Source organism: Streptomyces sp. TOM-9 (assembly GCF_056858595.1).
Genome location: NZ_JBXEQB010000001.1, coordinates 1684494 through 1706580, shown reverse-complemented (window position 1 = coordinate 1706580; position 22087 = coordinate 1684494). Strand labels below are relative to the sequence as shown.

Annotated in this window: 20 protein-coding genes and 1 pseudogene; 11 read left to right on the top strand and 10 right to left on the bottom strand. The window is 73.1% G+C overall.

Going from position 1 to position 22087, the window contains the following annotated elements; genetic code table 11:
* Positions 1–14: 14 nt before the first annotated feature.
* From AC1VWI_RS08000 to AC1VWI_RS07990, 3 genes are all read right to left on the bottom strand, one after another.
* On the bottom strand, positions 15–1532 hold the full coding sequence (locus AC1VWI_RS08000) for a GMC family oxidoreductase (RefSeq protein ID WP_499510242.1): 1518 nt from the start codon (positions 1530–1532) through the stop codon (positions 15–17).
* 56 nt (positions 1533–1588) lie between these two features.
* Entirely contained in the window at positions 1589–3070 is a 1482-nt protein-coding gene (locus tag AC1VWI_RS07995; protein WP_499510241.1) for an aldehyde dehydrogenase family protein, read from the bottom strand.
* 447 nt (positions 3071–3517) lie between these two features.
* Positions 3518–6040, bottom strand: a complete 2523-nt coding sequence (locus AC1VWI_RS07990) for an ATP-binding SpoIIE family protein phosphatase (RefSeq protein ID WP_499510240.1) — start codon at positions 6038–6040, stop codon at positions 3518–3520.
* 476 nt (positions 6041–6516) lie between these two features.
* On the opposite strand from AC1VWI_RS07990, the gene AC1VWI_RS07985 reads away from it, so the two are divergent.
* The 4 genes from AC1VWI_RS07985 to AC1VWI_RS07970 all read left to right on the top strand — a co-directional run bounded on the left by AC1VWI_RS07985 (position 6517) and on the right by AC1VWI_RS07970 (position 10683).
* Entirely contained in the window at positions 6517–6783 is a 267-nt protein-coding gene (locus AC1VWI_RS07985) for a WhiB family transcriptional regulator (RefSeq protein WP_499516743.1), read from the top strand.
* Between the two features lie 118 nt (positions 6784–6901).
* Positions 6902–7831 carry an RNA polymerase sigma factor SigJ gene (gene sigJ / locus AC1VWI_RS07980; protein ID WP_499510239.1) on the top strand — a complete coding sequence of 310 codons (930 nt, stop codon included), beginning with the start codon at positions 6902–6904 and terminating at the stop codon, positions 7829–7831.
* Positions 7832–7923: 92 nt separating this feature from the next.
* Entirely contained in the window at positions 7924–8364 is a 441-nt protein-coding gene (locus AC1VWI_RS07975) for a hypothetical protein (protein WP_499510238.1), read from the top strand.
* A gap of 201 nt (positions 8365–8565) precedes the next feature.
* Positions 8566–10683 (top strand): LamG domain-containing protein, encoded by a 2118-nt coding sequence (locus AC1VWI_RS07970; RefSeq protein WP_499510237.1) that lies wholly within the window; start codon positions 8566–8568, stop codon positions 10681–10683.
* Between the two features lie 113 nt (positions 10684–10796).
* Here the strand turns inward: AC1VWI_RS07970 and AC1VWI_RS07965 are convergent.
* A pseudogene (locus tag AC1VWI_RS07965) lies at positions 10797–11459 on the bottom strand (cytochrome bc1 complex cytochrome b subunit); the annotation flags it as partial.
* A 36-nt stretch (positions 11460–11495) separates the two neighbouring features.
* On the opposite strand from AC1VWI_RS07965, the gene AC1VWI_RS07960 reads away from it, so the two are divergent.
* Positions 11496–11657 carry a hypothetical protein gene (locus tag AC1VWI_RS07960; RefSeq protein WP_499510236.1) on the top strand — a complete coding sequence of 54 codons (162 nt, stop codon included), beginning with the start codon at positions 11496–11498 and terminating at the stop codon, positions 11655–11657.
* Between the two features lie 89 nt (positions 11658–11746).
* On the opposite strand, the gene AC1VWI_RS07955 is transcribed toward AC1VWI_RS07960, so the two are convergent.
* Complete coding sequence (locus tag AC1VWI_RS07955; protein WP_499510235.1) at positions 11747–12493, bottom strand: phosphotransferase family protein; 747 nt, start codon at positions 12491–12493, stop codon at positions 11747–11749.
* 262 nt (positions 12494–12755) lie between these two features.
* Here AC1VWI_RS07955 and AC1VWI_RS07950 point away from each other — a divergent pair, with 262 nt between their 5' ends.
* Positions 12756–13607 carry an NmrA/HSCARG family protein gene (locus AC1VWI_RS07950; protein WP_499510234.1) on the top strand — a complete coding sequence of 284 codons (852 nt, stop codon included), beginning with the start codon at positions 12756–12758 and terminating at the stop codon, positions 13605–13607.
* A 35-nt stretch (positions 13608–13642) separates the two neighbouring features.
* On the opposite strand, the gene AC1VWI_RS07945 is transcribed toward AC1VWI_RS07950, so the two are convergent.
* Positions 13643–14410 (bottom strand): hypothetical protein, encoded by a 768-nt coding sequence (locus AC1VWI_RS07945; RefSeq protein ID WP_499510233.1) that lies wholly within the window; start codon positions 14408–14410, stop codon positions 13643–13645.
* On the opposite strand from AC1VWI_RS07945, the gene AC1VWI_RS07940 reads away from it, so the two are divergent.
* The 4 genes from AC1VWI_RS07940 to AC1VWI_RS07925 are packed head-to-tail and all read left to right on the top strand — an operon-like array spanning position 14369 to position 18647.
* Positions 14369–15079 carry a universal stress protein gene (locus AC1VWI_RS07940; RefSeq protein WP_499510232.1) on the top strand — a complete coding sequence of 237 codons (711 nt, stop codon included), beginning with the start codon at positions 14369–14371 and terminating at the stop codon, positions 15077–15079. The genes AC1VWI_RS07945 and AC1VWI_RS07940 overlap by 42 nt on opposite strands.
* Before the next feature lie 60 nt (positions 15080–15139).
* A complete protein-coding gene (locus AC1VWI_RS07935; protein WP_499510231.1) occupies positions 15140–16849 on the top strand; it encodes a bifunctional phosphatase PAP2/diacylglycerol kinase family protein in 1710 nt (569 codons plus the stop codon).
* 42 nt (positions 16850–16891) lie between these two features.
* On the top strand, positions 16892–17845 hold the full coding sequence (locus AC1VWI_RS07930; protein WP_499510230.1) for a YihY/virulence factor BrkB family protein: 954 nt from the start codon (positions 16892–16894) through the stop codon (positions 17843–17845).
* A 28-nt stretch (positions 17846–17873) separates the two neighbouring features.
* Positions 17874–18647 carry a phosphatase PAP2 family protein gene (locus tag AC1VWI_RS07925; protein ID WP_499510229.1) on the top strand — a complete coding sequence of 258 codons (774 nt, stop codon included), beginning with the start codon at positions 17874–17876 and terminating at the stop codon, positions 18645–18647.
* Positions 18648–18655: 8 nt separating this feature from the next.
* Here the strand turns inward: AC1VWI_RS07925 and AC1VWI_RS07920 are convergent, their stop codons facing one another.
* Complete coding sequence (locus AC1VWI_RS07920; protein ID WP_499517071.1) at positions 18656–18910, bottom strand: alpha/beta fold hydrolase; 255 nt, start codon at positions 18908–18910, stop codon at positions 18656–18658.
* On the opposite strand from AC1VWI_RS07920, the gene AC1VWI_RS07915 reads away from it, so the two are divergent.
* Positions 18803–19678, top strand: coding sequence for an alpha/beta fold hydrolase (locus AC1VWI_RS07915; protein WP_499510228.1), 876 nt, complete (start codon positions 18803–18805; stop codon positions 19676–19678). The genes AC1VWI_RS07920 and AC1VWI_RS07915 overlap by 108 nt on opposite strands.
* Here AC1VWI_RS07915 and AC1VWI_RS07910 read toward each other — a convergent pair.
* The 3 genes from AC1VWI_RS07910 to AC1VWI_RS07900 all read right to left on the bottom strand — a co-directional run bounded on the left by AC1VWI_RS07910 (position 19629) and on the right by AC1VWI_RS07900 (position 22075).
* Positions 19629–20831: a hypothetical protein gene (locus AC1VWI_RS07910; protein ID WP_499510227.1), complete on the bottom strand. Its 1203-nt coding sequence runs from the start codon at positions 20829–20831 to the stop codon at positions 19629–19631. The genes AC1VWI_RS07915 and AC1VWI_RS07910 overlap by 50 nt on opposite strands.
* Positions 20828–21151: a PadR family transcriptional regulator gene (locus tag AC1VWI_RS07905; RefSeq protein ID WP_499510226.1), complete on the bottom strand. Its 324-nt coding sequence runs from the start codon at positions 21149–21151 to the stop codon at positions 20828–20830. The genes AC1VWI_RS07910 and AC1VWI_RS07905 overlap by 4 nt, the downstream gene beginning before the upstream one ends.
* A 75-nt stretch (positions 21152–21226) precedes the next feature.
* On the bottom strand, positions 21227–22075 hold the full coding sequence (locus tag AC1VWI_RS07900; RefSeq protein WP_499510225.1) for an oxidoreductase: 849 nt from the start codon (positions 22073–22075) through the stop codon (positions 21227–21229).
* Between the last annotated feature and the right edge of the window lie 12 nt (positions 22076–22087).

Below are 22087 nucleotides of genomic sequence, written 5' to 3'. Positions count from 1 at the left end.
CCTGCCGGCGCCCTTCAGGACCGCAGCAACTCGGCGGCGCGTTCCGCGATCGCGTAGACGGTGGCGTTGGTGTTCGCGGAGGGGATCGAGGGGATGACGGAGGCGTCGGCGACCCGCAGGCCGTCGACGCCGTGCACGCGCAGGGCGGGGTCGACGACGGAGCCGCCGTCGTGGCCCATCCGGCAGGTGCCGACGGGGTGCATGTACGAGCACAGGGTCCTGAGCGCGTAGTCCCGCAGGCCGGCGTCGTCCGTGACCTGGGGCCCCGGCCGGACCTCGTGCCCGCGCCACGCGGCGAGCGCGTCCGCCTGACCGATCTCCCGCGCCAGGCGAAGCCCCCGGACCACGGCGGCCAGGTCCCGCTCGTCGCCGTAGTAGTCGGGGTCCACGAGCGGCAGGACGTCCGGGTCGGCGCTCGCGAGGCGGACGCTCCCGCGGCTGTGGGGCCGTATCGAGGAGACGGAGATGGTGTAACCCTGCCCCGCCGCGGGCGCGTCGGGGACGGGTATGTGGCCCGCCGCGTCGACGAAGAGCACCTGGAGGTCCGGGCCGTCGAGCCCGGGCCCGCTGCGCACCAGGCCGTACGCCTCGCCGTGGTTGTTGGCGCCCTCCGGGACCGGACGGGCCGCCCGGTAGATGAGGTTGGCGATCGGGTGGTCGTGCAGGTTCTCCCCGACGCCCGGGAGGTCCACCACGACGTCGACGCCGGTGCGGCGCAGGTGCCCCTCGGGGCCGACTCCGGAGAGCATCAGCAGGTGCGCCGATCCGATGGCGCCCGCGGTGAGGACCACCTCGCCCGAGCACCGGACGAGCGATACGGTGCCGTCCCTGGCGCCGTACTCCACCCCGCTGCACCGCCCGCCGCCGATGTGCAGCCGGAGGACCCGGGTACCGGTCACCACGGTCAGGTTGGGACGGTGCAGGACGGGGGCCAGGTAGGCGTCGGCGGCGCTCTGCCGCCTGCCGTCGACGACGTTCAGGTCGGACCAGCCGAATCCCTCCTCCGCTCCGCCGCCGATGTCGGTCGCGCGCCGGTGACCGGTCTCGGCCGCCGCGTCGAGCATGGCCGCCACGACCGGGTTCGGGGACTGGGGGAGCCCGACGGTCAGGGGGCCGCCGACCCCGCGCAGGGCCGGATCCCGTCCGGAGAGGTTCTCGCTGCGCTTGAAGTAGGGCAGCAGCCCGTCGAACCCCCAGCCCTCCAGGCCGGCTTCCGCCCAGGCGTCGTAGCTGGAGCGGTGGCCGCGGAGGAAGTTCATCGCGTTGATGGCGGATCCGCCGCCGAGCGTGCGCCCGCGGGCGAGGGGGACGGTGGTGCCGCTCGCCCGCTGCCGGACGGTGGTGTCCCCCCAGTTCGCCGACGTCCGGAGCAGGGCCGGCCAGGCCGGGGGCGAGGTCATGTCGGCCGAGGTCTGCGCCGTGCCCGCCTCCAGCAGCAGGACGCGTGAGCCTTCGCGCTCGGACAGCCGTGCCGCGATCACGCAGCCGGCCGTCCCGCCGCCGACGACGACGTAGTCGTAGGTGTCGGTCATCGATTTCCTGTCCGTTCCTGGTGGGTCGATCGTGTGGTGCCAAAAAGGGGGGCACGTCATTCGGCGATGGGGTAGCGCGGCGGCCGGGAACCTTCGATGGTGATCCACTGGAGTTCGGTGAACTCCTCCAGGCCGGCGCGCCCACCGGACTTGCCGTAGCCGCTGTTCTTGACGCCGCCGAAGGGCATCTGCGCCTCGTCGTCGAGCGTGCTGCCGTTGATGTGGCACATGCCGGCGTTGATGCGCTTGGCGAGGTCGAGGGCGAGGGGGATGTCCCGGGTGAAGACGGCCGAGGTGAGCCCGTAGTCGTTGTCGTTGGCCACGCGCAGGGCCTCCTCGGGTCCGTCGACGGAGATGACGCCGACGACGGGGCCGAAGGACTCCTCGCGGTAGACGCGCATCTCCGGGGTGACGTCGGCCAGTACGGTGGGCGCGAAGCACGGACCGTCCGACGTCCCGCCGGCCAGGAGCCGCGCGCCGGCCGTGACCGCGTCCAGGACCAGGTCGGACAGCCGATCGATGCTGTCCGGTCCGACGACCGGGCCGAGCGCGGTGTGCGGGTCGCGCGGGTCACCGCAGGTGACGGTGGCGGCGACGGCGGCCAGGCGCCGGGTGAACTCCTCGGCGATGCTGCGGTCGACCAGGATGCGTTCCGTGGACAGGCACGCCTGGCCGGAGTTGGCGAAGGCGCCGAAGGCCGTGGCGCTGATCGCCCGGTCGAGGTCGGCGTCGGCGAGGACCAGGACGGGGGCCTTGCCGCCGAGTTCGAGTATCGCCTGCTTCATGTGCGCGGCGGCCCGCTGCGCGATGATGCGGCCCACCCGGCTCGAACCGGTGAAGTGCACCCGCCGTACGGCCGGGTGGGCGATCAGCGCGTCGACCACTTCGGGGCCGTCCTCGGGCGCGTTGGTGACGAGGTTGTACACCCCGTGGGGCAGCCCGGCCTCGGTGAGGCACTCGGCGACCAGGCCGTGGGTGCGCGGGGTCTGCTCGGACGCCTTCATCACGACGGTGTTGCCCACGGCCAGCGCGTAGGGGACCGAGTTGCCGACGAGCAGCGCCGGGGCGTTCCACGGGATGATGCAGGCGACCACGCCGACCGGTTTGCGGATCGCGATGGAGGTGCGGCCGGGTGCCTCGGAGGGGATGAGCTCGCCGGTGAGGCCGTCGTGGACCGCGCTCGCGGCGTAGCGGAACTTCTCCGCGAGGGCCGAGGTGTTGTAGTGGCCCCATGGGGCGGGGCCGCCCATCTCGACGGTGATCGCCTCGGAGATCTCCTCGGCTCGCGCTTCGAGTGCGTCGGCGGCCGCCCACAGGATGCGGCGGCGCTCGTTGGGCGGCAGCGCCGCCCAGGCGGGGAAGGCACGGTCGGCGGCATCGGCCGCCCGCAGGACGTCCGCCGAGAGGGCGGCCGCGGCCTGGGAGGCGATGTCGCCGGTGAACGGGTCGCGTGCGGTGAAGGTGTGCGTGCTGGCGGCCTGTTGCCAGACGCCGTCGATCAGCAGTTGCTGCACGGTGTTCTCGCCGGTGAGGGTCACGGGTGGTTCTCCTGCTGTGCGGGGGCGCGGTGCTTCGTGCGCAGCACGGCGCGTGGAGGTGGCGCTGGGACTGGTGGTGCCAGAGCGAAGGGTGATGCCGATCGGACGGGCCTGCTGGATGCGGGGCCCGGTCAGCGACGCACGGGGTGGCGTCGTGAACGTCGGCGGGTCGCCGGGGTTCCTGGTGGCGCGGGGCGTGTGTCCTGCTCCGGCTCGCGGAGCGGGAGTTGGCGACCGCTCGCCACCGGCCTCGGCGTATGCGCGGGGGGCTCCGAGGACGCCTCACGTGTCGGTGGGGCGTCGGAGGCGGTGGCCTCCGCAGCGTCCGGAGGCCCCCCGGCTGGTGCTATTGAAGGATGTCCGTGCAGCGTAGCGCTGATAAGCCGCAAGGTGCAATAGGTGCTAACATTTTTGTATAAATCGGACGCCCTGAAGTCGCGCCCTTGATCAGGGCGATGCGCCGGCCTCCGGCGGCAGTTGCTGGTCGACCCAGACGAGTTTGCCGTCCGGAAGGTGGCGGGCTCCCCAGGCATGGGACAACTGCGCGACGAGGAAGAGCCCGCGGCCGTGTTCGTCGGTGGCGGTGGGGCGGTGCAGTAGCGGGTGACTGTGGCTGGAGTCCGAGACCTCGCAGGTCAGGACCGCGTGCCGGATCAGCCGCAGCCCGATCGTCCGGTCGTTGTCGCAGCCTGCGCCGCCGTGGATGACGGCGTTGGTGACCAGCTCGCTGACGATCAGCTCCGTGGACTCGGCCAGGTCGTCCAGCCCCCAGCGGGCCAGTTGGCGGGTGACGAGCGACCGGGCACGGCTGACGACGGCCGCGTCGCCGGGGAACCGCCATGACGCGACGTGGCCCGGGCTGAGGGAACGGGTCCGCGCGAGGAGCAGGGTCACGTCGTCGTTCGGTGTGCCGTCGGGCAGCGAGCCCACCGCGGACGAGCACAGGTCCTCGAGCGGGAGGCCCGGTCGCGCGAGGGTCGCGGCCAGGCGGTCCATGCCGACGTCGATGTCGTGCGCGCGGTCCTCGATCAGGCCGTCGGTGTAGAGGGCGAGCACGCTGCCCTCGGGCAGCTCCAGGGTGACGGACTCGAAGGGGACCAGACCCAGGCCGAGCGGGGCTCCCACGGGCAGGTCGAGGAAGGTGACGCCGCCGTGCGGGTGGACGATCGCGGGCGGGGGATGTCCGGCCCGCGCCAGCGTGCAGAGCCGTGTGACCGGATCGTAGACGGCGTACAGGCACGTGGCCGTCATGGTCGTGCCGGCCGGGGGACCGCCCGGGCCGGTCTCCGCCTCGGTGAGGTGGGTGACCTGCTTGTCGAGGGCGGCCAGCAACTCGTCCGCCGGCACGTCCAGGTCGGTGAGGGTGTGCACGGCGGTGCGTAGTTGACCCATGGTCGCCGCCGCGTTGATGCCGTGTCCGACGACGTCCCCGACGACCAGCGCCACGCGGGCGCCGGACAGCGGGATGACGTCGAACCAGTCGCCCCCGACGCCGTGGTGGCTGTCGGCGGGCAGGTAGCGCCAGGCCACGTCCGCGGCGGAACCGCCCGTGGCGTGGCGCGGGAGCAGATGGCGCTGCAGGGCGAGGGCGGCGGAGTGCTCACGCGCGTACTGGCGGGCCTGGTCCAGGGAGATGGCGGCCCTGCGGACGAGTTCCTCGGCCAGGAACAGGTCCTCGTCCACGAACGGCCGGGGATCCCTGGTCCGCATGAACGTCGCCACGCCGAGCACGGCGCCCCGCGCGCGGATGGGGACGAGCATCAGCGAGTGCATGCGGTGCTCGCGGATCTTGGCGGCGCGCGCCGCGTCGTTGTGGTCCAGCCATGTACCGGGGGAGGCGTTCAGCACCGGCTCCAGGTGGGCCTTGCCGGAGCGCAGCACTCCCGTGAACGGCGATGCCGGCGGTGCGGAGACAGGCTCTCCCCGGGCGAACAGCGACTCGGGCGCCCCCGGTTGGACCGAGGCCAGGCCTGCGCGGCGGACGGCGGGGGTCCGTCCGCCGTCCTCGGAGCCGGGGCGGACGGGCGGCTCGTCGCCCAGCAGGACGGACTCCGCGAGGTCGACGGTGGCGTAGTCCGCGAGGGTCGGCACGGCGAGGTCGGCCAGCTCCTGCCCGGTCCGCATCACGTCCAGGGTGGTGCCGATGCGCTTGCCCGCCTCGTCCAGGATCCTCAGACGCTCCTGCGCACGGCGGCTGTCGGTGGCGTCGGTATTCACGGTGCACACGCCCAGCGCGTGGCCCTGCGCGTCGTCGAGACGGAAGAGGGAGGCGGCCGTGGGGGACTCCCGCTGGGCCTGCGGCGGTGCCTGGGTCTGCGTCTGCACGGGGGCCTGGTAGCCCCCGTTGATCACCAGGTCGCCGCTCTCCAGCATCCGGTGCATGACCGCCTCGAGCGATTCCGCCTGCGCGCCGGGGACCGCCTGGGGCGGGCTCCCCGGCAGATGCGGGGGCGGGACGCCCTTCTCGAAGCCCGGGGCGTCGTTCACCCAGATGCAACGGACCTGGGTGTCACGTATCGCGATGCCGATCGGCAGACGGCCGGGCACGGCGACCCCGGCCGGGGACGGCTCCGCCGGCGCCGGGCCGTCCGCCGTCCACGACGGGGGCGAGGACTTCTCGGCAGCCGAGACGAGCCAATGGGTGCGGCCGTCCTGGCCGGCCAGCGACTGTGCCGTCAGGCGCACGTCGATGCCGTGGCCGTCGCGGTGACGGATCCGCGCGACGCCGGACCAGCGGCCCCGGTGGCGGATCTGCTCCTTCGCGGGCGCTTCCGTTCGGGCGTCGCCGTCGACGAGCAACGCGCGGGCGGGCCTGCCGACCATCTCCGCGGCCGAGTAGCCGACGAGCCGCTGGGCGGCCTGCGACCAACCGGCTACGGTTCCCTCCGCGTCGAGGAGGGCCGTCGCCGCGCCGCCCGGCGCGGAGGCCCCGTGTGCTTCGGACGTCGCCGTTTCAGAGGTACTGGTCATCGATCATTCCTTCTCCGACCCCCGAGGTGCGGTGCGTCGCGGCTGCGCGGCTTTCGTGGTTCGCGGGTGGTGGTCCGTGCACGTGCACGTCCATGCCCGCAAGGCTACGCAGTCGGACGCGCAGGAGTGTGGTCCAATTTCACGACATATCCGCAGGACAATTCTGCGGCCGAGTTGGTGGCCCCGACCTCCAAGACGCCCTGCAATTCCACGTCGACGGGCCCGGCCGGGGCCCGTACGTCACATTCCGGCGGCCTGCTTCGTCGTACCTATGTGGAGGCGCACGCCTTCACGGGATGTGCGGATCGCGACCATAGGCTGTGTCTATCGACGCCTTCCGATATCGGTCTTGGACGTCATGGCGCGCTCGTCCATAGCATCCAGACATGGCACTTACCGTCCGGTCGGGGCCGGGCCCCGGGCCGCGGGACGTCCGCCAACGGTGAGCTGACATGACCACCTATGAGGAGGCTTCCATGAATTGGCGCGACGCCGCCGCGTGCAGCGAGGAGGATCCGGAACTCTTCTTCCCGATCAGCGGCAGCGGCCTGGGCATGGCGCAGATCGGCGAGGCCAAGGCAGTGTGCCGGCGGTGCCCCGTCACCGCCCGGTGCCTGGAGTGGGCGGTGGAAACCGGCCCCATGGAAGGCATCTGGGGCGGCACCACAGAGAGCGAACGGCGTGCGATGCGGCACCGCGCCGCCCGTGAGCGACTCAGAGGGGCGAGCGGAACCGCCGCCTGAGCCACTCCACACGACGGCTCACCGGCTTCCCTCACCGCCTGCACGAAGGAAGCACGACACTCATGGAGGCCCTGCGCCGCCGCACAGGGTGCCTCCTCGTCCAGAGGAACTCATGCTCATGCGGGGCAAGGACGCGGGACGACCGGGCACCCGCCCGAACCCGGCGCTGAAGGACCGGCCCATGCTGATGGCGCTGGCCTTCAGGATGCTCGGATCGACGCACGACGCCGAGGACGCCGTCCAGGAGACCTACGCCCGCTGGTACGCCATGTCCCCCTCGGCCCGGGCCGGCATCAGGTCCCCCACGGCCTGGCTGGTCCGCGTGGCCGGCCGGATCTGCCTTGACCACCTCGGCTCCGCCCGCGTACGCAGGGAGAGGTACACGGGCGAGTGGCTGCCCGAACCGCTGCCGGACAGCTCGGCGTGGAGCAGCGTACGGACGTCCGCGCACATGGACGACCCCGCGGACCGGGTCGCCCTGGACGACTCCGTCACCATGGGGATGCTCGTCCTGCTCGAGGCCCTCACGCCGGCGCAACGCGTGAGCTTCGTCCTGCACGACGTCTTCAAGGTGTCCTTCGTCGAGATCGCCGCCATCGTCGGCCGCAGCGCCGAGAGTTGCCGCGCGCTGGCCGTGGCGGGCCGCCGCAGCATCACCTCCGCGCGCAGGCACGAGGCGGATCAGCAGGAGTACCGGCGACTGGTCCGCGAGTTCAAGCGGGCGTGCCAGACCGGCGAACTCGACCGCCTGATCGCCCTGCTGGACCCGCAGGTCACCGCCCGGGCGGACGGCGGCGGACACGTCCGTGCCGCTCTCAAGCCCATCCACGGAGCGGACAGGACCGCCCGCTACCTCATCGGCGCGTCCCGTAAGGAGGGCCGTCTGTCCACGGCCCTCATGACCCTGGAGAACGCAGGTCACCGCCCCGCGCTGGTCTGCCGGGTGGACGGAGCCGTGGTCGCCGTCGTCACCCTGCACGTCGCCGGATCGCGGATCACCGACGTGTGGATCACGCTGAACCCGGACAAGCTGGCCGCCTGGGCCTAGGATTCCTGACAACGGAGGTCTCTGGGCCTCCGGAAATGACGGTGTGTCAGTGCCGCCAACGGTCGTCCCATGTGATCCGCGGCGTCCGGGGCATGGGCGTCTGGGTCGTCGCCAGGTGCTGTGCGGGATCCTGTTCGTGCCTGCTGTACACCGCGATCCGCTGGGAGTTGATGAAGGGCGGGCGGCGCCTCGGTCCGTCCATGGTGGACTGGGGCAAGGCCGGCAGCAAGCACCACATGGTTGTCGAGGCGCGCGGCATCCCGCTCGCGGCAATGCCCACCGGCGCCAACCGCAACGGCGTCACCCGACCGATCCCGCCGGTCCAGGCCGCCCCGCCCATCCGCGGCACGCGCGGCCGGCCACTGCGCCGCCCCCGGTCTCTGTACGGCGACCTCGGCCATGACCACGAGATCTACCGGGACAAGGTCCGCCGGATCGAGATCACGGTCGCCGACGCGCAGGGTGCAGGATTCCTCAGGGCGCGACGCAGGTCCGTGGTCGTGGAAATCATCATTTCGGAAACCCTTGATTAACCTGGCGGCCCCGACGTTTCCACCAAGTGTTCGCCTTACCGGAGTTGGTATCTGACGCCAGTGCCCGAAACAAAGGAAAAGCCTTTCTGCGCTGTCAGTGATCTCTGTTAGCTTCATGCGGCTCGTGTGATCCACGAGCTTCGAGCACTCACAGGGGAGGGCCACTTGGCCAGGTTCGCAAGGTCGGGCGTACACAGACGGATGGTTGTGGCGGGCTGTGCGGTGGCGCTGCTTGCCACGGCGACCGGCACGGCGCATGCGGTGGACAACCTGCCGCCGAAGCAGCCGCTGGTCCAGGACCTCCAGTCGCAGAACAAGCCCTGCGCGACCGGCGACGACATGCCGTACGTCTTGCAGCCGCCCAGGCTCAGCGCCCTGCTGTACGACCCCGAGGAGGACAACCAGCCCAGCGAATCCAGCCCGGTCAACGGTGAGTTCGAAGCCTGGTGGACGGATGCGGCAGGAGTGGAGCAGCGCCGTACCTACACCACCATCACCTTGTCGTCAGGGTCGCGCTTCTACTGGACGATGCCGGGCGACATCCCGGCGAACACGGTCGTCTCCTGGCACGTCCGCGCGAACGACACCAAGGCGGCCTCCCCGTGGAGCGACGAGGGTGACGGCGCGGTCTGCTCGTTCGTGTACGACGACGTGAACCCCGAGAAGGCGGAGATCAGCTCCCCCGAATACCCCAACCCCGACGAAGTGTTCCGGGTGGACGGGGTGGGCGTCTACGGCCACTTCACCATGGACTCGCCCTCCGACGACGTGGTGGCGTACACCTACGACTTCACGGGCGGGCCGTACGCGACCGTCTCCGCCGCGCGGCCGGGCGCAGCCGTGACCATTCCCTACCTGCCGCTCACCGCAGGACCCAAGTCCCTGAGGGTCCGCGCGATCGACCGGTCGGGCCGGAGCAGCGGGGAGTCGCGGTACGACTTCAACGTGAAGACCGGGCGTCCCCCTGTCGCCCGCTGGAAGCTGGACGACCCGGCAAGCTCCCGTTCAGCCTCCGCAGAGACGGGCACCGCCGCACGCGCCGGTATCGGCGTCACCTTCGGCGGCCCGGCGCCCGCGGGCACCGGAGCGACCGCCACCGTCAGCCTCGACGGCAGCGGCCACGGCTTCCTCACCCCGGACGCCCCGGCCACCGACATCAGCAACACCTTCGCCGTCAGCGCCTGGGTGCGGCCCGCCGAGACCGGCCGGAACATGACCGTCGCCAGCCAGGACGCGGACGGGAAGCCCGGCTTCAGCCTCGGGCTGCGCAGCCAGGAGCCCGGCCCTGCCTGGTTGTTCGCGATCGCGGGCGCGCAGGTGTCCGGTGGGGCGCCTGAGACCGGCGAGTGGGCCCATCTGCTGGGGCTGTACGACGCGGAGACAGGTCGCGCGCAGTTGTACGTCAACGGCCACGAGGCCGGCACCGCCGCGCAGGCGGCTCCCGCCGCGACCGCCGGCGCGTTCCAGATCGGACGCGCCCGCGGGGCCACCGGCTACCGTGACCGGTGGCACGGTGACATCGGTGACGTACAGGTCCATGACCGGGTGGTGGTACCGGGCGAGGTGGCCCAACTGGGGCGGCGCCAGCCGAAGCTGCTCGGCCACTGGTCGCTGGAGAACGCGGCGGACGGGATGAGCCCCGAGCAGTCGGACGGTGCGCCGCTGCGGCTCGGCACGGGAGCTTCGATCTACCGGGGCTCCGACAGTTCATGCATCCCGGACGTCGAAACCGACTGCAGCTACATGCCGCCGCCACTGGTCGACAACGGGCATCTGCGCCTGGACGGGCAGACCGGTTACGCCGCCGCCGACGGGCCCGTCGTGGACACCGGGGACAGCTTCACCATCGGCGTCGTCGTCCGCCTCGAGGACTCCGAACCGGCCCACCCGATGACCGTGCTGTCGCAGGCCGGCGAGCACACCGACGCGTTCAAGCTGCGCTACGACCCGGCCACGAAGGCTTGGCAACTGGTGATGCCGGAGAAGGACGAGGCCGGAGCCCCCGAGAAGATGGTGTCCCAGATCACGGGCGCGGACGGGGGCGAGGGCCCGGGGCAGCGTCTCGCCGTGGTCTACGACGACGGGACCGACACGATCAAACTCTTCTCCGAGGGTTACACCAACGCCCAGGCGACCGCGAGCCTCCCCAATGGCTGGCACAGCACCGGTGCCCTCCAGATCGGCCGGGCCAAGGCCGGTGACGGCTGGGGCGAGTACCTCCACGGCGACGTGGACGAGGTGCAGGCCTACTCCGGTGCGCTGCGGGACCAGGACGTGCTCGGCCTGGGCTGGGGTACGGACCCCTGCGTGGAGTGCTGATCGGCCCGTACTGACCCCACACGTCTCCTGACCTCCCGACGGCCCGCCGGAACCCAGGTTCCGGCGGGCCGTCGGGCTCCGCCCGTCCGTCAGGTATCCCCCGGCTTCGCCGGTCAGTGCTCGATGCTGTGCCGCATCTCCTCCTCGGTGGGCTTGGCCACCTGCGACGAGGGCCCGTAGAAGGCGTGCGACAGGCGCACCCTCAGGCGTTCGCGGCGGGTCCGCCGGCGTGGGAGCCCGTTCGGGTCCTCGTTGGGGCCGGGGTCCAGGGGCCGGTACTGCTCGTGGGAGCCCAGGATGTGACGCCGGGCGGCGTCGAGGGGCCGGTGGACCTCGACGTATTCGCCGTGGGGCAGCCGGCGGAGGATCACCCCCGTCGCGGCGCCGTGGAGGAGTTCGTCCTTGTCGCGCCGCTGCAGGCCCAGGCAGATGCGTTTGGTGACGACGAAGGAGACCACCGGGACGACGAACACGGCACCGCGGACGGCCCAGGTGACCGCGTTGATGGAGAGGTGGAAGCGGGTCGCGAAGAGGTCGTTGCCGCCGCCCGCCAGCAGGCAGAGGTAGAGGCTCAGCCAGGCGACGCCGAGCCCCGTGCGGACCGGGCGGTTGCGGGGGCGGTCCAGCAGGTGGTGCTCGCGCCGGTCGCCGGTGACCCAGGCCTCGAGGAACGGGTACGCGCCGATGGCCACCAGGACGGCGGGGAACACCAGCAGGGGGATGAGCACACCGAGCACCAGGGTGTGGCCCGCGAAGTGGACCTCCCACCCCGGCATGACGTCCTGCGGAAGGAGCCGGGAGTCTCCTTCCGCGTGGAGGACGTAAGCGGCCGCCCGGGCCTCGTCGGCCGCATGGACGGCGTGACGGCAGCGGTCGTCGGGATCGACCTCACCGAGGGGGGCCGCATCGGCCGGATCTGGCTCATGATGCACCCGGACAAGCTGCACGCGTGGCGCAACAGGGACGGCGCATGACGACTCCCGGCAAAAGGAGGTTTCCGGACCTCCGGGAATGACGATGCGTCAGTTCTAGGTCCGCAGCGAGCAGTTGGGCCGGGGCAGCCTCACCTCCGGGATCTCAGCACGTCGACCTCGCAGCCCGGCGCGAACGGGTCGAAGCCGTGCTCGATCAGCCAGCGAACCACCAGCAGGCTTCGCAGCGACCACCACGCGTGGATCACGTCGAGGTCGACGTCGGTGCCATAGCCGGCGACGACGTCGTCGAGGTGCTCCTCGTGTCCGAGCGTGAAGGTGGCGAGGTCGTACAGGGCATCACCCTGGCCCGCCTCGGACCAGTCGATGATGCCCGTGACCTCGTCGCCGTCGAGGAAGACGTGCGCGATCTGCAGGTCGCCGTGCGTGAACGCCGGAGTCCACGGCCGGAGCGCGGCCTCGGCGACCTGGCGGTTGCGGGTGACCAGATCAGCGGGCAGGAGGCCGCTCGTCACGAGCAACTCGCACTCGTCGTCGAGTTCCGCCGCCAGCGCGACGACGCTCCGGCCGGCCCCGCCGGGCCGGGGCGGCAGCGGCGCGTCGTGCAGCCTCCGGATGGCGGCGCCCGCCGCGGCCCACGCCGCCGGTGCCCCGGTCGACGGCCCGCCGAGGCGCCCAAGCGTCGTCCCCGGGAGTGCGGCGATCGCGAGCACGGGCGGCTTGCGCCACAGGACCTCCGGGGTCGGGACCGGCGCCAGGGACATCGCCTCGACCTCGACGTCGATGCGCGCCTGATCGGCGTCCACCTTCAGGAACACGTCGCCGACGCGCAGGGTCGCGCGCTCGGAATGGGCGACGACGACTTCGACCTCATCCATGGCCGACCAGTATCCCGGGGGCGATCCGGGGTGTCACACATGCACCGGGTGATGGGTCATGGGGACGAAGGAAGTTCGTGACCACGGAGAACGGCCGTGGAAAGGCCAATGCCGGGCGCCCGTTGATCGCACACCTCCCGGCGTGAAGTTCACCCCGCGGATGGGCCCGAAGCGTCCGTGTTGCCGCGCATGTGCATGCGCCGCGGCCGGATACTGCGCATTGGCGTTCATTGCCCTGCGGCCGTGAAAAAGGAGTTTCCCGATGGTTGATGAGCCGATCCTGGTGCTTGCCGCAACCGGCGGACAGGGCAGGGCCGTGACCGACGCGTTGCTGGACCGCGGGGCCAGGGTGCGCGCGATGGTGCGGGACCCCGAGCGGGAGGCCGCGCGGCGGCTGGCCGATCGGGGCGTCACCGTGGTGGCGGGCTCCCTGAACGACGGCGGTTCCCTTGCCGCGGCGATGGACGGGGTGGCGGGGGTCTTCGCGTTCACCACGCCCTTCGAGGCCGGCGTGGACGCCGAGGTGGCCCAGGGACGGGCCATCCTGACCGCCGCCGGCGTGACGCGCGTACCGCATCTGGTGTTCAGTTCGGTGGCCGGCGCCGACCAGGGGAGCGGCGTACCGCACTTCGACAGCAAGGCCCGCATCGAAGCGGAGCTGGCCTCCGGCGATGTGCCCCACACGATCCTGGGGCCGACGTACTTCTACGACAACGCCCTCGGCGGCGCGGAGCGCATCCGCGCCGGCGTGCTCGACCTGCCGCTGCCCGCCGACAGGCCGCTGCAGCAGCTCGCACGGGCCGACCATGGCGCGTTCGCGGCCGAGGTGCTGCTCAACCCCGCGCCCTACCTGGGGCGGCGTATCGAACTGGCCAGCGACGCACCCACGCCCGCGCAGATGGCGGACGCCCTGCGCGCGGCCCTGGGGCGGGACGTCCGGTACGAGCGCGTACCGCTGGAGGCCATCGGGAACCCGGACATGCACGCGATGTGGACCTTCCTCAACGGCCCCGGCTACCGCGTCGACGTCCCCGCGCTGCACGCGGCGCATCCGGAGATCGCCTGGACCGGCTTCGCCGACTGGGCGCGGACCGCCTTCGCCCCTGCCCCCTGAGCCCGGCGCACGGCCCGGCCATGCCGCACCAGCCGTCACACGTCCGGTAGGAGGAGCCAGACTTCGGAGAAGGCGAGGCCGTGCTCGTGGGTCGTCACTCCGCACGGGCAGCCCAGCCGGATCAGGCGCCAGTCGCAGGTCACCGTCCACGGGCCGTCCCGGCCTCCGCACGCCGGGCAGCCGACGGTCTCGGCCGTCCACACCCCGGCGGCGGGTCTGCCGTGACGTCGGAAGCGGCCCGCGTACCGCACCTGCCAGGGCCGGACCGGTGGCGTGTGTGGAACGGTCCCGGGTGGGCCCGCCGAGGCCAGCGCGGCGAACAGGTCGATCAGCTCGGGGAGCAGGGCCTCGCCCGCGTCGGTCGCCGGCAGGATCTGGCCGGCTGCCGTCCCCGCAGGGCGCCCGTATCCGGGCGCGGCCGCTGCCACTGGTGGGTTCGGGGTGGCGTACCAGGGCAGGAAGGCCCGGGCGACGCCGGCGAGGAGGGCGGCCGCGCGCGGGCTGACGGCGCCTGCGTCGAGGTGGTGGAGGGTGGTGCGCAGGACGCGTTGGAGCCGCCGGTCCCGGTCCGTGGCGCGGGTCCGGGCGGTCGCTTTCCGCCGGGCCGGGAGCGGTGCCGCAAGACGGTCCAGGACGGCCGCGGCCGCTGCGGAGTCCGCGGGGGCGGGGCGCCACTGTCCGGCCGCGAGGAGCCGCCGTGCCTGCCCGGCCTCACGGGTCAGGGCGCGTGTCGACAGCGGCCACGGGCCGCAGGTCGCCTCGTGAACCTCGTGAACCCCGTGAACCTCGTGCCCGTGCGTCACGGCCCCTTCTCCGCCTTCCCTCGTTCCCGCCGCTTCGCGACGTGGGTCCTTCCCTATCCGTACGGGCTGGACGTGTCCAGCTCCGTCCGGTCCGGGACAGGCCGGGGCGCATCCCAGCCGTCTTCCGGCCGATCGCCCGGGGCCGCCCCGTACGGCCGGACCCGGGCGATCGCGCCCTTCCCCTACGGGCCCCTTCCGCTACAGGCCAGGGCCCGCGGCCGCCGCCTTGCCGCTGAGGCTCTCCGGGTCGCTCCTGCGGACCCGGATCAGCAGCAGTGCGACCAGCAGCGCGACGGCCGCCATGGCCGCGGAGGTCAGGAGCGCCGAGGAGATGCCCTCGGTCAGCACCTCGTGCCCCCAGCGGCCGCGGGCCGCCCGGGCGAGACCCTCGTCAAGATCGCCCAGCGGGACGGCGACCTGCTGGTCGTCGGCGCGGGACGCAGGCGGGGGCTCGGTCCGTGGCACTCCCCGGTCGCGCGCCACTGCCTCGCCCACGCCTCGTGCCCGGTCCTCACCGTGCCGCCGTCCCCGCTCCAGCTCGACCTGGAGGCGATGACGCGCAAGAGGGGGCTCCGGCGGGCTGGGCGGCGCGATGACGTGGTGCGGGAGGTGCGCCGGGCGCTGATGGGTGATCAGCTCGTCCGCGGCCCGGCTTCCGAGGTGCCCTGAGCCGGACCCTCGACGTCGCCGGTCACGCGTCACCTGGGCCAGACGGGTAAGACGGCAGCCATGAGGATCGACAGTGGCGCAGCCCCGGCACGGCTGCGGTGGTTGCTGCTGCTGCCCGCGCAGTGGGGGCTGCTGGTGGCGCTCGGAGCGCTGGTGACGGGCCCCCTGGCGGACCGGTGGCCGCTGTCGGCGGAGGACGGCGTCGTCCGGTCCCTGTCCGCGCACCGTACCGGCGCGGGCGTCACCGTGGCGCAGGGGCTGTCACTGGTCGCGGGTACCCAGGGCGTGATCGCCGTGACGCTGCTGTGCGCGGTGGCGCTGCTCGTACTGCCGCGCACCGCGCGGCGGGCGGAGGCGTACTTCCTGGCCGGCGCGGTGGCGGCGCAGTCGGCGGTCTTCGTCCTCGTCACCATGTGCGTGGAACGGCCCCGCCCGGAGGTGCCGCACCTGGAGCTCGCACCGCCGACCTCGAGCTTCCCCTCCGGGCACGCGGGGGCCGCACTCGCCCTGTACGGGGGCCTGGCCGTGCTCGCGGCGCGCGGGCCGCGCCGCCCGTGGCGGCTTCCGGCGGTCGTCCTGCTGCTGTGCGTCCCGGCCGCGGTGGCGGTGGCGCGGCTGTACGCGGGCATGCACCACCCCAGTGACGTCATCGGCGGTCTCCTCAACGGTGCATGCACCCTGTTCGTGATGGCCCGCGCCCTGCCGCCGGCCGGCGGACGGCACGGACGGACGCCCGGCCCCCGCTCCCGTGGTGGCGGCGGACGCCGGGCCGTCGTCGTCCGGCACCCGCATGCCTGCCCCGGCGAACTGGCCGACGAGGTGCGTGCCGTCCTGGACCGCCACGGCTACACCGACCAGCAGTGGACCCTCACCACGGCGGAGCGCCCCGGCGGGGAACTCGCGGCACTGGCCGCGGTACCCGGCACCGCGCTGGTCGTCGTGTGCGGCGGTGACGGCACCGTACGCGCCTGCGCCGGGCCCTTGCTGGGCACGGACACCGCCATGGCCATCGTGCCCTGCGGCACCGGCAACCTGCTGGCCCGCAACCTCCACCTGCCCCTGGACCCCGCCGTGGCCCTGGAGCAGGCACTGACCGGGCGGACCACCCGCATCGACGTGGGGCGGGTGCACGGCGACGGGCTGCCCGCGACCTGCTTCACCGTCATGGCGGGCGCCGGCTTCGACGCCGCCATGGTCCGTGACGCCTCCGTCCGGCTCAAGGCGCGCCTGGGCTGGAGCGCCTACGTCCTGTCGGGGGTCGGCCATCTCACCGACCCGCGCATGCACCTGGCGATCCGTCTGGACGGCGGCCCGGAACTGCCGCGCAGGGCGCGGATGGTCCTCATCGGCAACGTCGGCGTCCTCCAGGGCGGCCTGCCACTGCTGCCCCGGGCACGCCCCGACAGCGGATGCCTGGACCTCGTGCTGCTCAACCCCCGTGGCCTGACCGGATGGGCGGCCGCCGCGGGGCACCTGGCGGTACGCATGCTGCCGCACCGCCCGGGGCGCCGCGGCGGCGGCACCGCGACCGGCGCGCCCGTGGCCCGCGGGGCGCTGGAGTACTTCCAGGCCCGGCGGATCGACATCGGCTTCGCCCCGTCCCAGGCACGGGAACTCGACGGGGACGTCGTCGCCGACGGCACCCGGCTCACCGCCGAGGTCCAGCCGGGGGCGCTCGCCGTCCGTCTGCCCGCCCCCGCCCCCACTACTGCACCCGCCACCAAGCGTGCCCCGCGGCACGACGACCGAGCCGTCACCCCCGGCGGCTGAGACCCCCGCCGCCACCCCGCGGCCGTACCGGTCAGGAGAACGATGGGCACCGCCACCCGCGTCCCGCAACGACGCGACGTCCAGGGCGACGAGCTGTCCGGCGACGAGGCCTGGGCCGCGCTGCGCCGGTACGGCGGCTGGAGCCTGCTGCGCGACTCCTTCGTGCGGTTCCGCTACGCCGACGGCTTCAGCCACTCCCGCGCGCTGGCCCTGCAGACGGTCCTGTCGATCGTCCCCTTCGCCATCGCCGTGATCGGACTGTCGAGCGTCCTGCACACCGACGACATCGGCCGCGTCGCCGAACTGACCGTCCGCCGGATCGCCAGCGGACCCAGCCAGGAGGTGATCGACGACGCCCTGCGGCAGAGCCACCGGCAGGGCGACGGCGGCGGGCAGGCGGCCCTGTGGCTGGGGCTGTTGTTCTCCGTCGTCAACGTCACCACCGGCCTGTGCCAGGTCGAACGCGGCGCCAATCGCATCTACGGCGTGGAGCGCGACCGCCCGTTCCTGTACAAGTACAGCCGCGGCCTGGTGATGGCCGTGCTGGCGGGCATGCCGCTGGGCCTCAGCTTCGTCCTCACCGTCCTGGGAGGCCATCTGACGCGGGCCCTGGCGCAGGTTTACCACCTGGACGCCGCCACCACGCACGCCTGGGACCTCCTGCGCTGGCCGCTCGGGATACTCCTCGCGGTGCTCGCCACCAGCGCGATCTTCCGCCGTTCACCCCGCCGTGCCCAGCCCGGCTACACCTGGCTCGCCTTCGGCGCGACGGTGTACCTGGTGCTGTGGAGCGTGTCGACCTGGGCCCTGAGCCTGTACGTCGGGGCGAGCGGATCCTTCACGAGCATGTACGGGCCGCTCAGCGCCTTCGTCGCGCTGCTGCTGTGGTCCTACCTCACCTCGGTCGCGCTCTTCCTCGGCCTGGCGTTCGCCGCGCAACTGGAGGCGGTGCGCGCCGGGGTCCGGCAACCCGCCGCCGACGACCCGGGCGTGTGACACCCGACCGGCGAAGGAGGCCCCGCCCATGCGCATCCCGTACCACTTCACGCACCTGGGACCCGACGCACGTCTGGGCGCCCGGCTGCCGGCCGCGGCGGCCGCCACAGCCGGCATGGCGGTGCCCTTCGCCCTCGCCGTACTGCTGGTGGAATCCGGATGGCCCCCGCTGCGCCGCCTGGACCAGGGCGCCGCCGACCGTCTGCACCGAGCCGCCCTGCAGCACCCGGGCCTGGTGCGCGTGCTCCGCTTCCTCACCGACGTCGTCTGGGACCCGGCGACGCTGCGCGCGCTGGTGGCCGTCCTGGTGGTGTGGCTGCTGACCCGCCGGGCCTGGCGCCTGGCGGCCTGGGCCGCCGTCACCGCGGTCGCCGGAGCCACGACGGGGCTGCTCGCCAAGAACACCGTCGAACGCGCCCGCCCCCACCTGCCGGACCCGGTCGCCCACGCCCCCGGCTTCTCCTTCCCGTCCGGCCACGCCATGACGGCCACCACCTCCTGCGCCGTCCTGCTGCTCGCCCTGCTCCCCCTGGTGCCCAGGGCGTGGCGCCCGCTGCCGTGGGCCCTCGCCGGGATCACGGTGCTCGGCGTCGGCTGCACCCGGGTGGCCCTGGGCGTCCACTGGGTCAGCGACGTCCTGGGCGGCTGGCTGCTGGGCCTGGTCGTGGTCACCGCCACCACCCTCGTCTTCGAGACCTGGCGCGCCGAGACCGGACGCCCCCGCACCGCCCCCTCGCAGGGCCTGGAGCCGGAACTCACCGGGGCCGCCCCCGAATCACCACACGACGTCTGGCGGCCCTGAGGCCCCGGTCAGCCCGACGAGCCGCCGAGCCAGTCGGCCAGGAGGGGGACGACCAGTTCGGGCGCCTCGACCTGGGGGAAGTGCCCCACCGCGGGCGCGTCGTCGAGAACGGTCAGCTTGGAGCGGGGGACGAACTCCGCGATGCGCGAGATCACATGGGCCCCGTTGATGGGGTCCGCCGGGCCCCAGATGAACTGCTGCTCGTCCTCGCACGTGCGCAGCACCTCCGTCCATCGAGCGGCGTGCACCTTCCGTTCGTCCATGTACCGCAGGAGGCCCGGCAGGACTCTGAGGCCGTCGCGCACCGTGTGACCACGGTGGACTTCCTCGGACCCGGCGAGAGCGACAAGCCCTACCCGCACACCTACTCCCTGCTCGAACAGGCCGACCTCGTCGAGGCGGTCTGGGCGCTGGACGGCCACGCGACCACGGCTCTGGTCGCGCACGACTACGGGGTCTCCGTCGCCCAGGAACTCCTGGCCCGCGACCCGCACCGGGTCACGTCGGTGACCTGGCTCAACGGAGGCATCTTCCCCGACCTCCATCACCCCACCCCCGAGCAGCGGGCGCTCCACGGCCCCCACGGGTCGGACCTGGCCGAGCACGTGGACGAGGGGAAGTTCGCCGCGTCAGTGGCGCGTCTGACCGGCCCCCGGCCGCCAGGTGCGGCACGACCGCCCAGTCCTGCGAGGACGAGGGGAACCCGTGCAGCAGGGTCATGGGAGGGCCCCCGGGCAGCCCGTCCTGCCGTACGAACACGACGTGGCCGAACCCCGGGAGGCACCGCCGGTCACCACCGGCGATCCACTCCCGACGGGACTGCACGCCGCCGGCCATCATCCCTCGATCGCCGGACGCGAGCCGCGCGCACGGCACGCCCCCTCACTGCCACCGGCCGGCCTGACCACGCCGTGACCGGCCCGCACCACGGCCGGTCCGGCCGGGTGACCCCGGCCCGTGGACCGGCTCGCGCGGCCGCTGTCACCGCCGCCAGTTCGGCGGCGGCGTGGCGCCGGCGGGAGGGCTGCTGACGGCGGCGCCGAGGGCCGCGCCGAAGACCGCGAGGGGGAGGGCCGCCAGCGGTACGTAGAGGAGCACCCAGCCGATGGCCTCGTGCAGGCCCAGGCCGATCGGGCCGGAGACCGGGTCGCCGTCGATGGGGTGCACCCCGGCCCGCTGGTAGCGGAACGCCTCTATGACGTAGACGGTGAAGGCCGGAAGGCACGTGGCCGCCACCGCCCACACCGCGGCTTGCAGTCCGGCCCGGAACGAGCGGTCGGCGGCCGCGACGAACAGCGAGGCCAGGAACAGGGCCAGTACCGGAACGGTGAGCAGGTAGAGGCCGAGGCTGTCGCCGGAGGCGATGTCGTTGAGGTGGGCGCAGAGGAGGAGCCCGCCGGCGACCGCCACCCCGACGCCGAGGCCCGTGCGACGGGCACGGCGGCTGGTGGTCAGTGCCCGCGGCGGAACGAGCGCGAGCCACAGGCCCGTGGCCAGCAGCACCGCCAGGGTGACGGCGGCGGAGGGAGCCAGCACGACGGAGGCGTCCGTGCCCAGGGAGTAGGCCGTGACGGCGACGCACGCGGCCACGCCCAGCAGGCCCGCGACCGCGGTGGGCAGACCGGGTGCCGGGCGGCGCAGTCGCCGGGCGCGGGAGACGGCGACGGTGGCCAGGGCGCCTGCCAGGCCGACGAACGTCACCGCGAAGAGCCGCAGTTCGGGCAGTGCGCGACCGACCACCGGTCCGGTGCCGGCGACGAGCGCCGCGGCCAGCGCCGCCGCCGCGAGCACTGCCGCGCGGTGCCCGCGCGGCGGGAACAGCGCGGTACGGGCACAGCCGGTCGCGAACGACCAGCGCTCCCGGCGGTCCGGCACCTGCGCCAGCTCGGCGGTCATCGCCGAACCCCAGTCGCGGCGGTCGGCCGGCAGCGTCGCGACCGCCGCCGTCAGCAGCCGGGCCGGGGCGTCCATGGCGGCCAACCGGACACCGGACGTGCGCCACCAGGCGGCCCAGAGCAGCGCAGCGGCCAATGCCGCGGGCGCCGCCAGGACGACCGAGGTCACGGCGTACGACAGGAGGTCCTCCTCCGGTGCCGGCGGGCTGCTGCGGCTCAGCAGCAGGACGTAGGCCGCGTCGACGGCGGCGCACACCAGCGCCGCGCCCAGCCGGCCCGTGCGGTTCATGCGCCCTCCCACCCCAGACGCAGCCGGGACCGTTCGGTGACGGTGCCGCGTTCCTGCTCGGCGAGTCCGGCGGCCAGCGCCAAGCCGGCGCCGGTGAGGCGGTACAGGTGCCGCGGGGGCCGTCCGGCCGGTGCGTCGGACTCCCACGTGGTCTCCAGCTGCCCGCGGTCGGCCAGCCGGATCAGGATCGGGTACATCGACCCCGCCCGGATGTCGAGCATGCGGCACAGTTCGTAGCCGTACCGCCAGTCGGTCGGGGTTTCGGCCAGCGCCAGCACCACCGCGATGGTCTGCGCCGAGGGGCGTCTGGACCGCGTCATGCGGATAACTCTATATAGCTAGAGTTGGCCCGGCAAGGGATCGTCGCGAAGCGACGACGGAGCGCAACCCGTGGCTCAGACCGCGGACTTGGTGTCGTCGTGGTCGGTGGACAGGGCCAGGGCCCGCCAGGCGTCCGCCTCCTTGCGGAGCTGGACGATCTTGCCGTCCATCGCGGCGGCGCAGTCGCTGCCCAATTGGGCCCGCATCGGCGGGTGGCCGGAGTCGGCGAGCTCGATCATGGCCCGGGCGCCTTTGACCGGGTCCCCCGGCTGGCCGTGGTTGAGGCCGGGAACGGCGTCGCGCACCGCACCCGCGGTGGCGGCGTAGTCGGCGATCACCTGACCCTCGGTGTGCAGGCTGGACGCGTCGAGGAAGTCGGTGCGGAAATAGCCCGGTTCGACGATGACGACGTGGATGCCCAGCGGGGCCAGCTCGTCGTGGAGGGCCTCGGAGAGCCCCTCCACCGCGAACTTGGTGGAGCAGTAGACGCCGAAGCCGGGCGCGCCTCGGAAACCGCCGATGGAGCTGAGGTTGAGGATGCGGCCCGACCGCTGCCGGCGCATGACCGGAAGGACGGCGCGGGTGACGTTGGCCAGACCGAAGACGTTCGTCTCGTACACCGACCGGAACGCCGCGTCGGAGGTCTCCTCGACCGCTCCCAGGACACCGCGGCCCGCGTTGTTGACCAGGACGTCGATCCTGCCGAAGGCGTACACGGCCGCGTCGACCGCCGCACGGGCCTGCGCCTCGTCGGTCACGTCAAGGGCGACCGCGAGCACCCGGTCGCCGTAGGCGGAGAGCGCCTCCTCCACGTTCCGGGGGTCGCGGGCCGTCGCCACGACGCGGTCACCGCGTTCCAGCGCCTGACGTGCGACCTCCAGGCCGAATCCGCGGGCCGCGCCGGTGATGAACCATGTGATCATGACTGCCGGCCT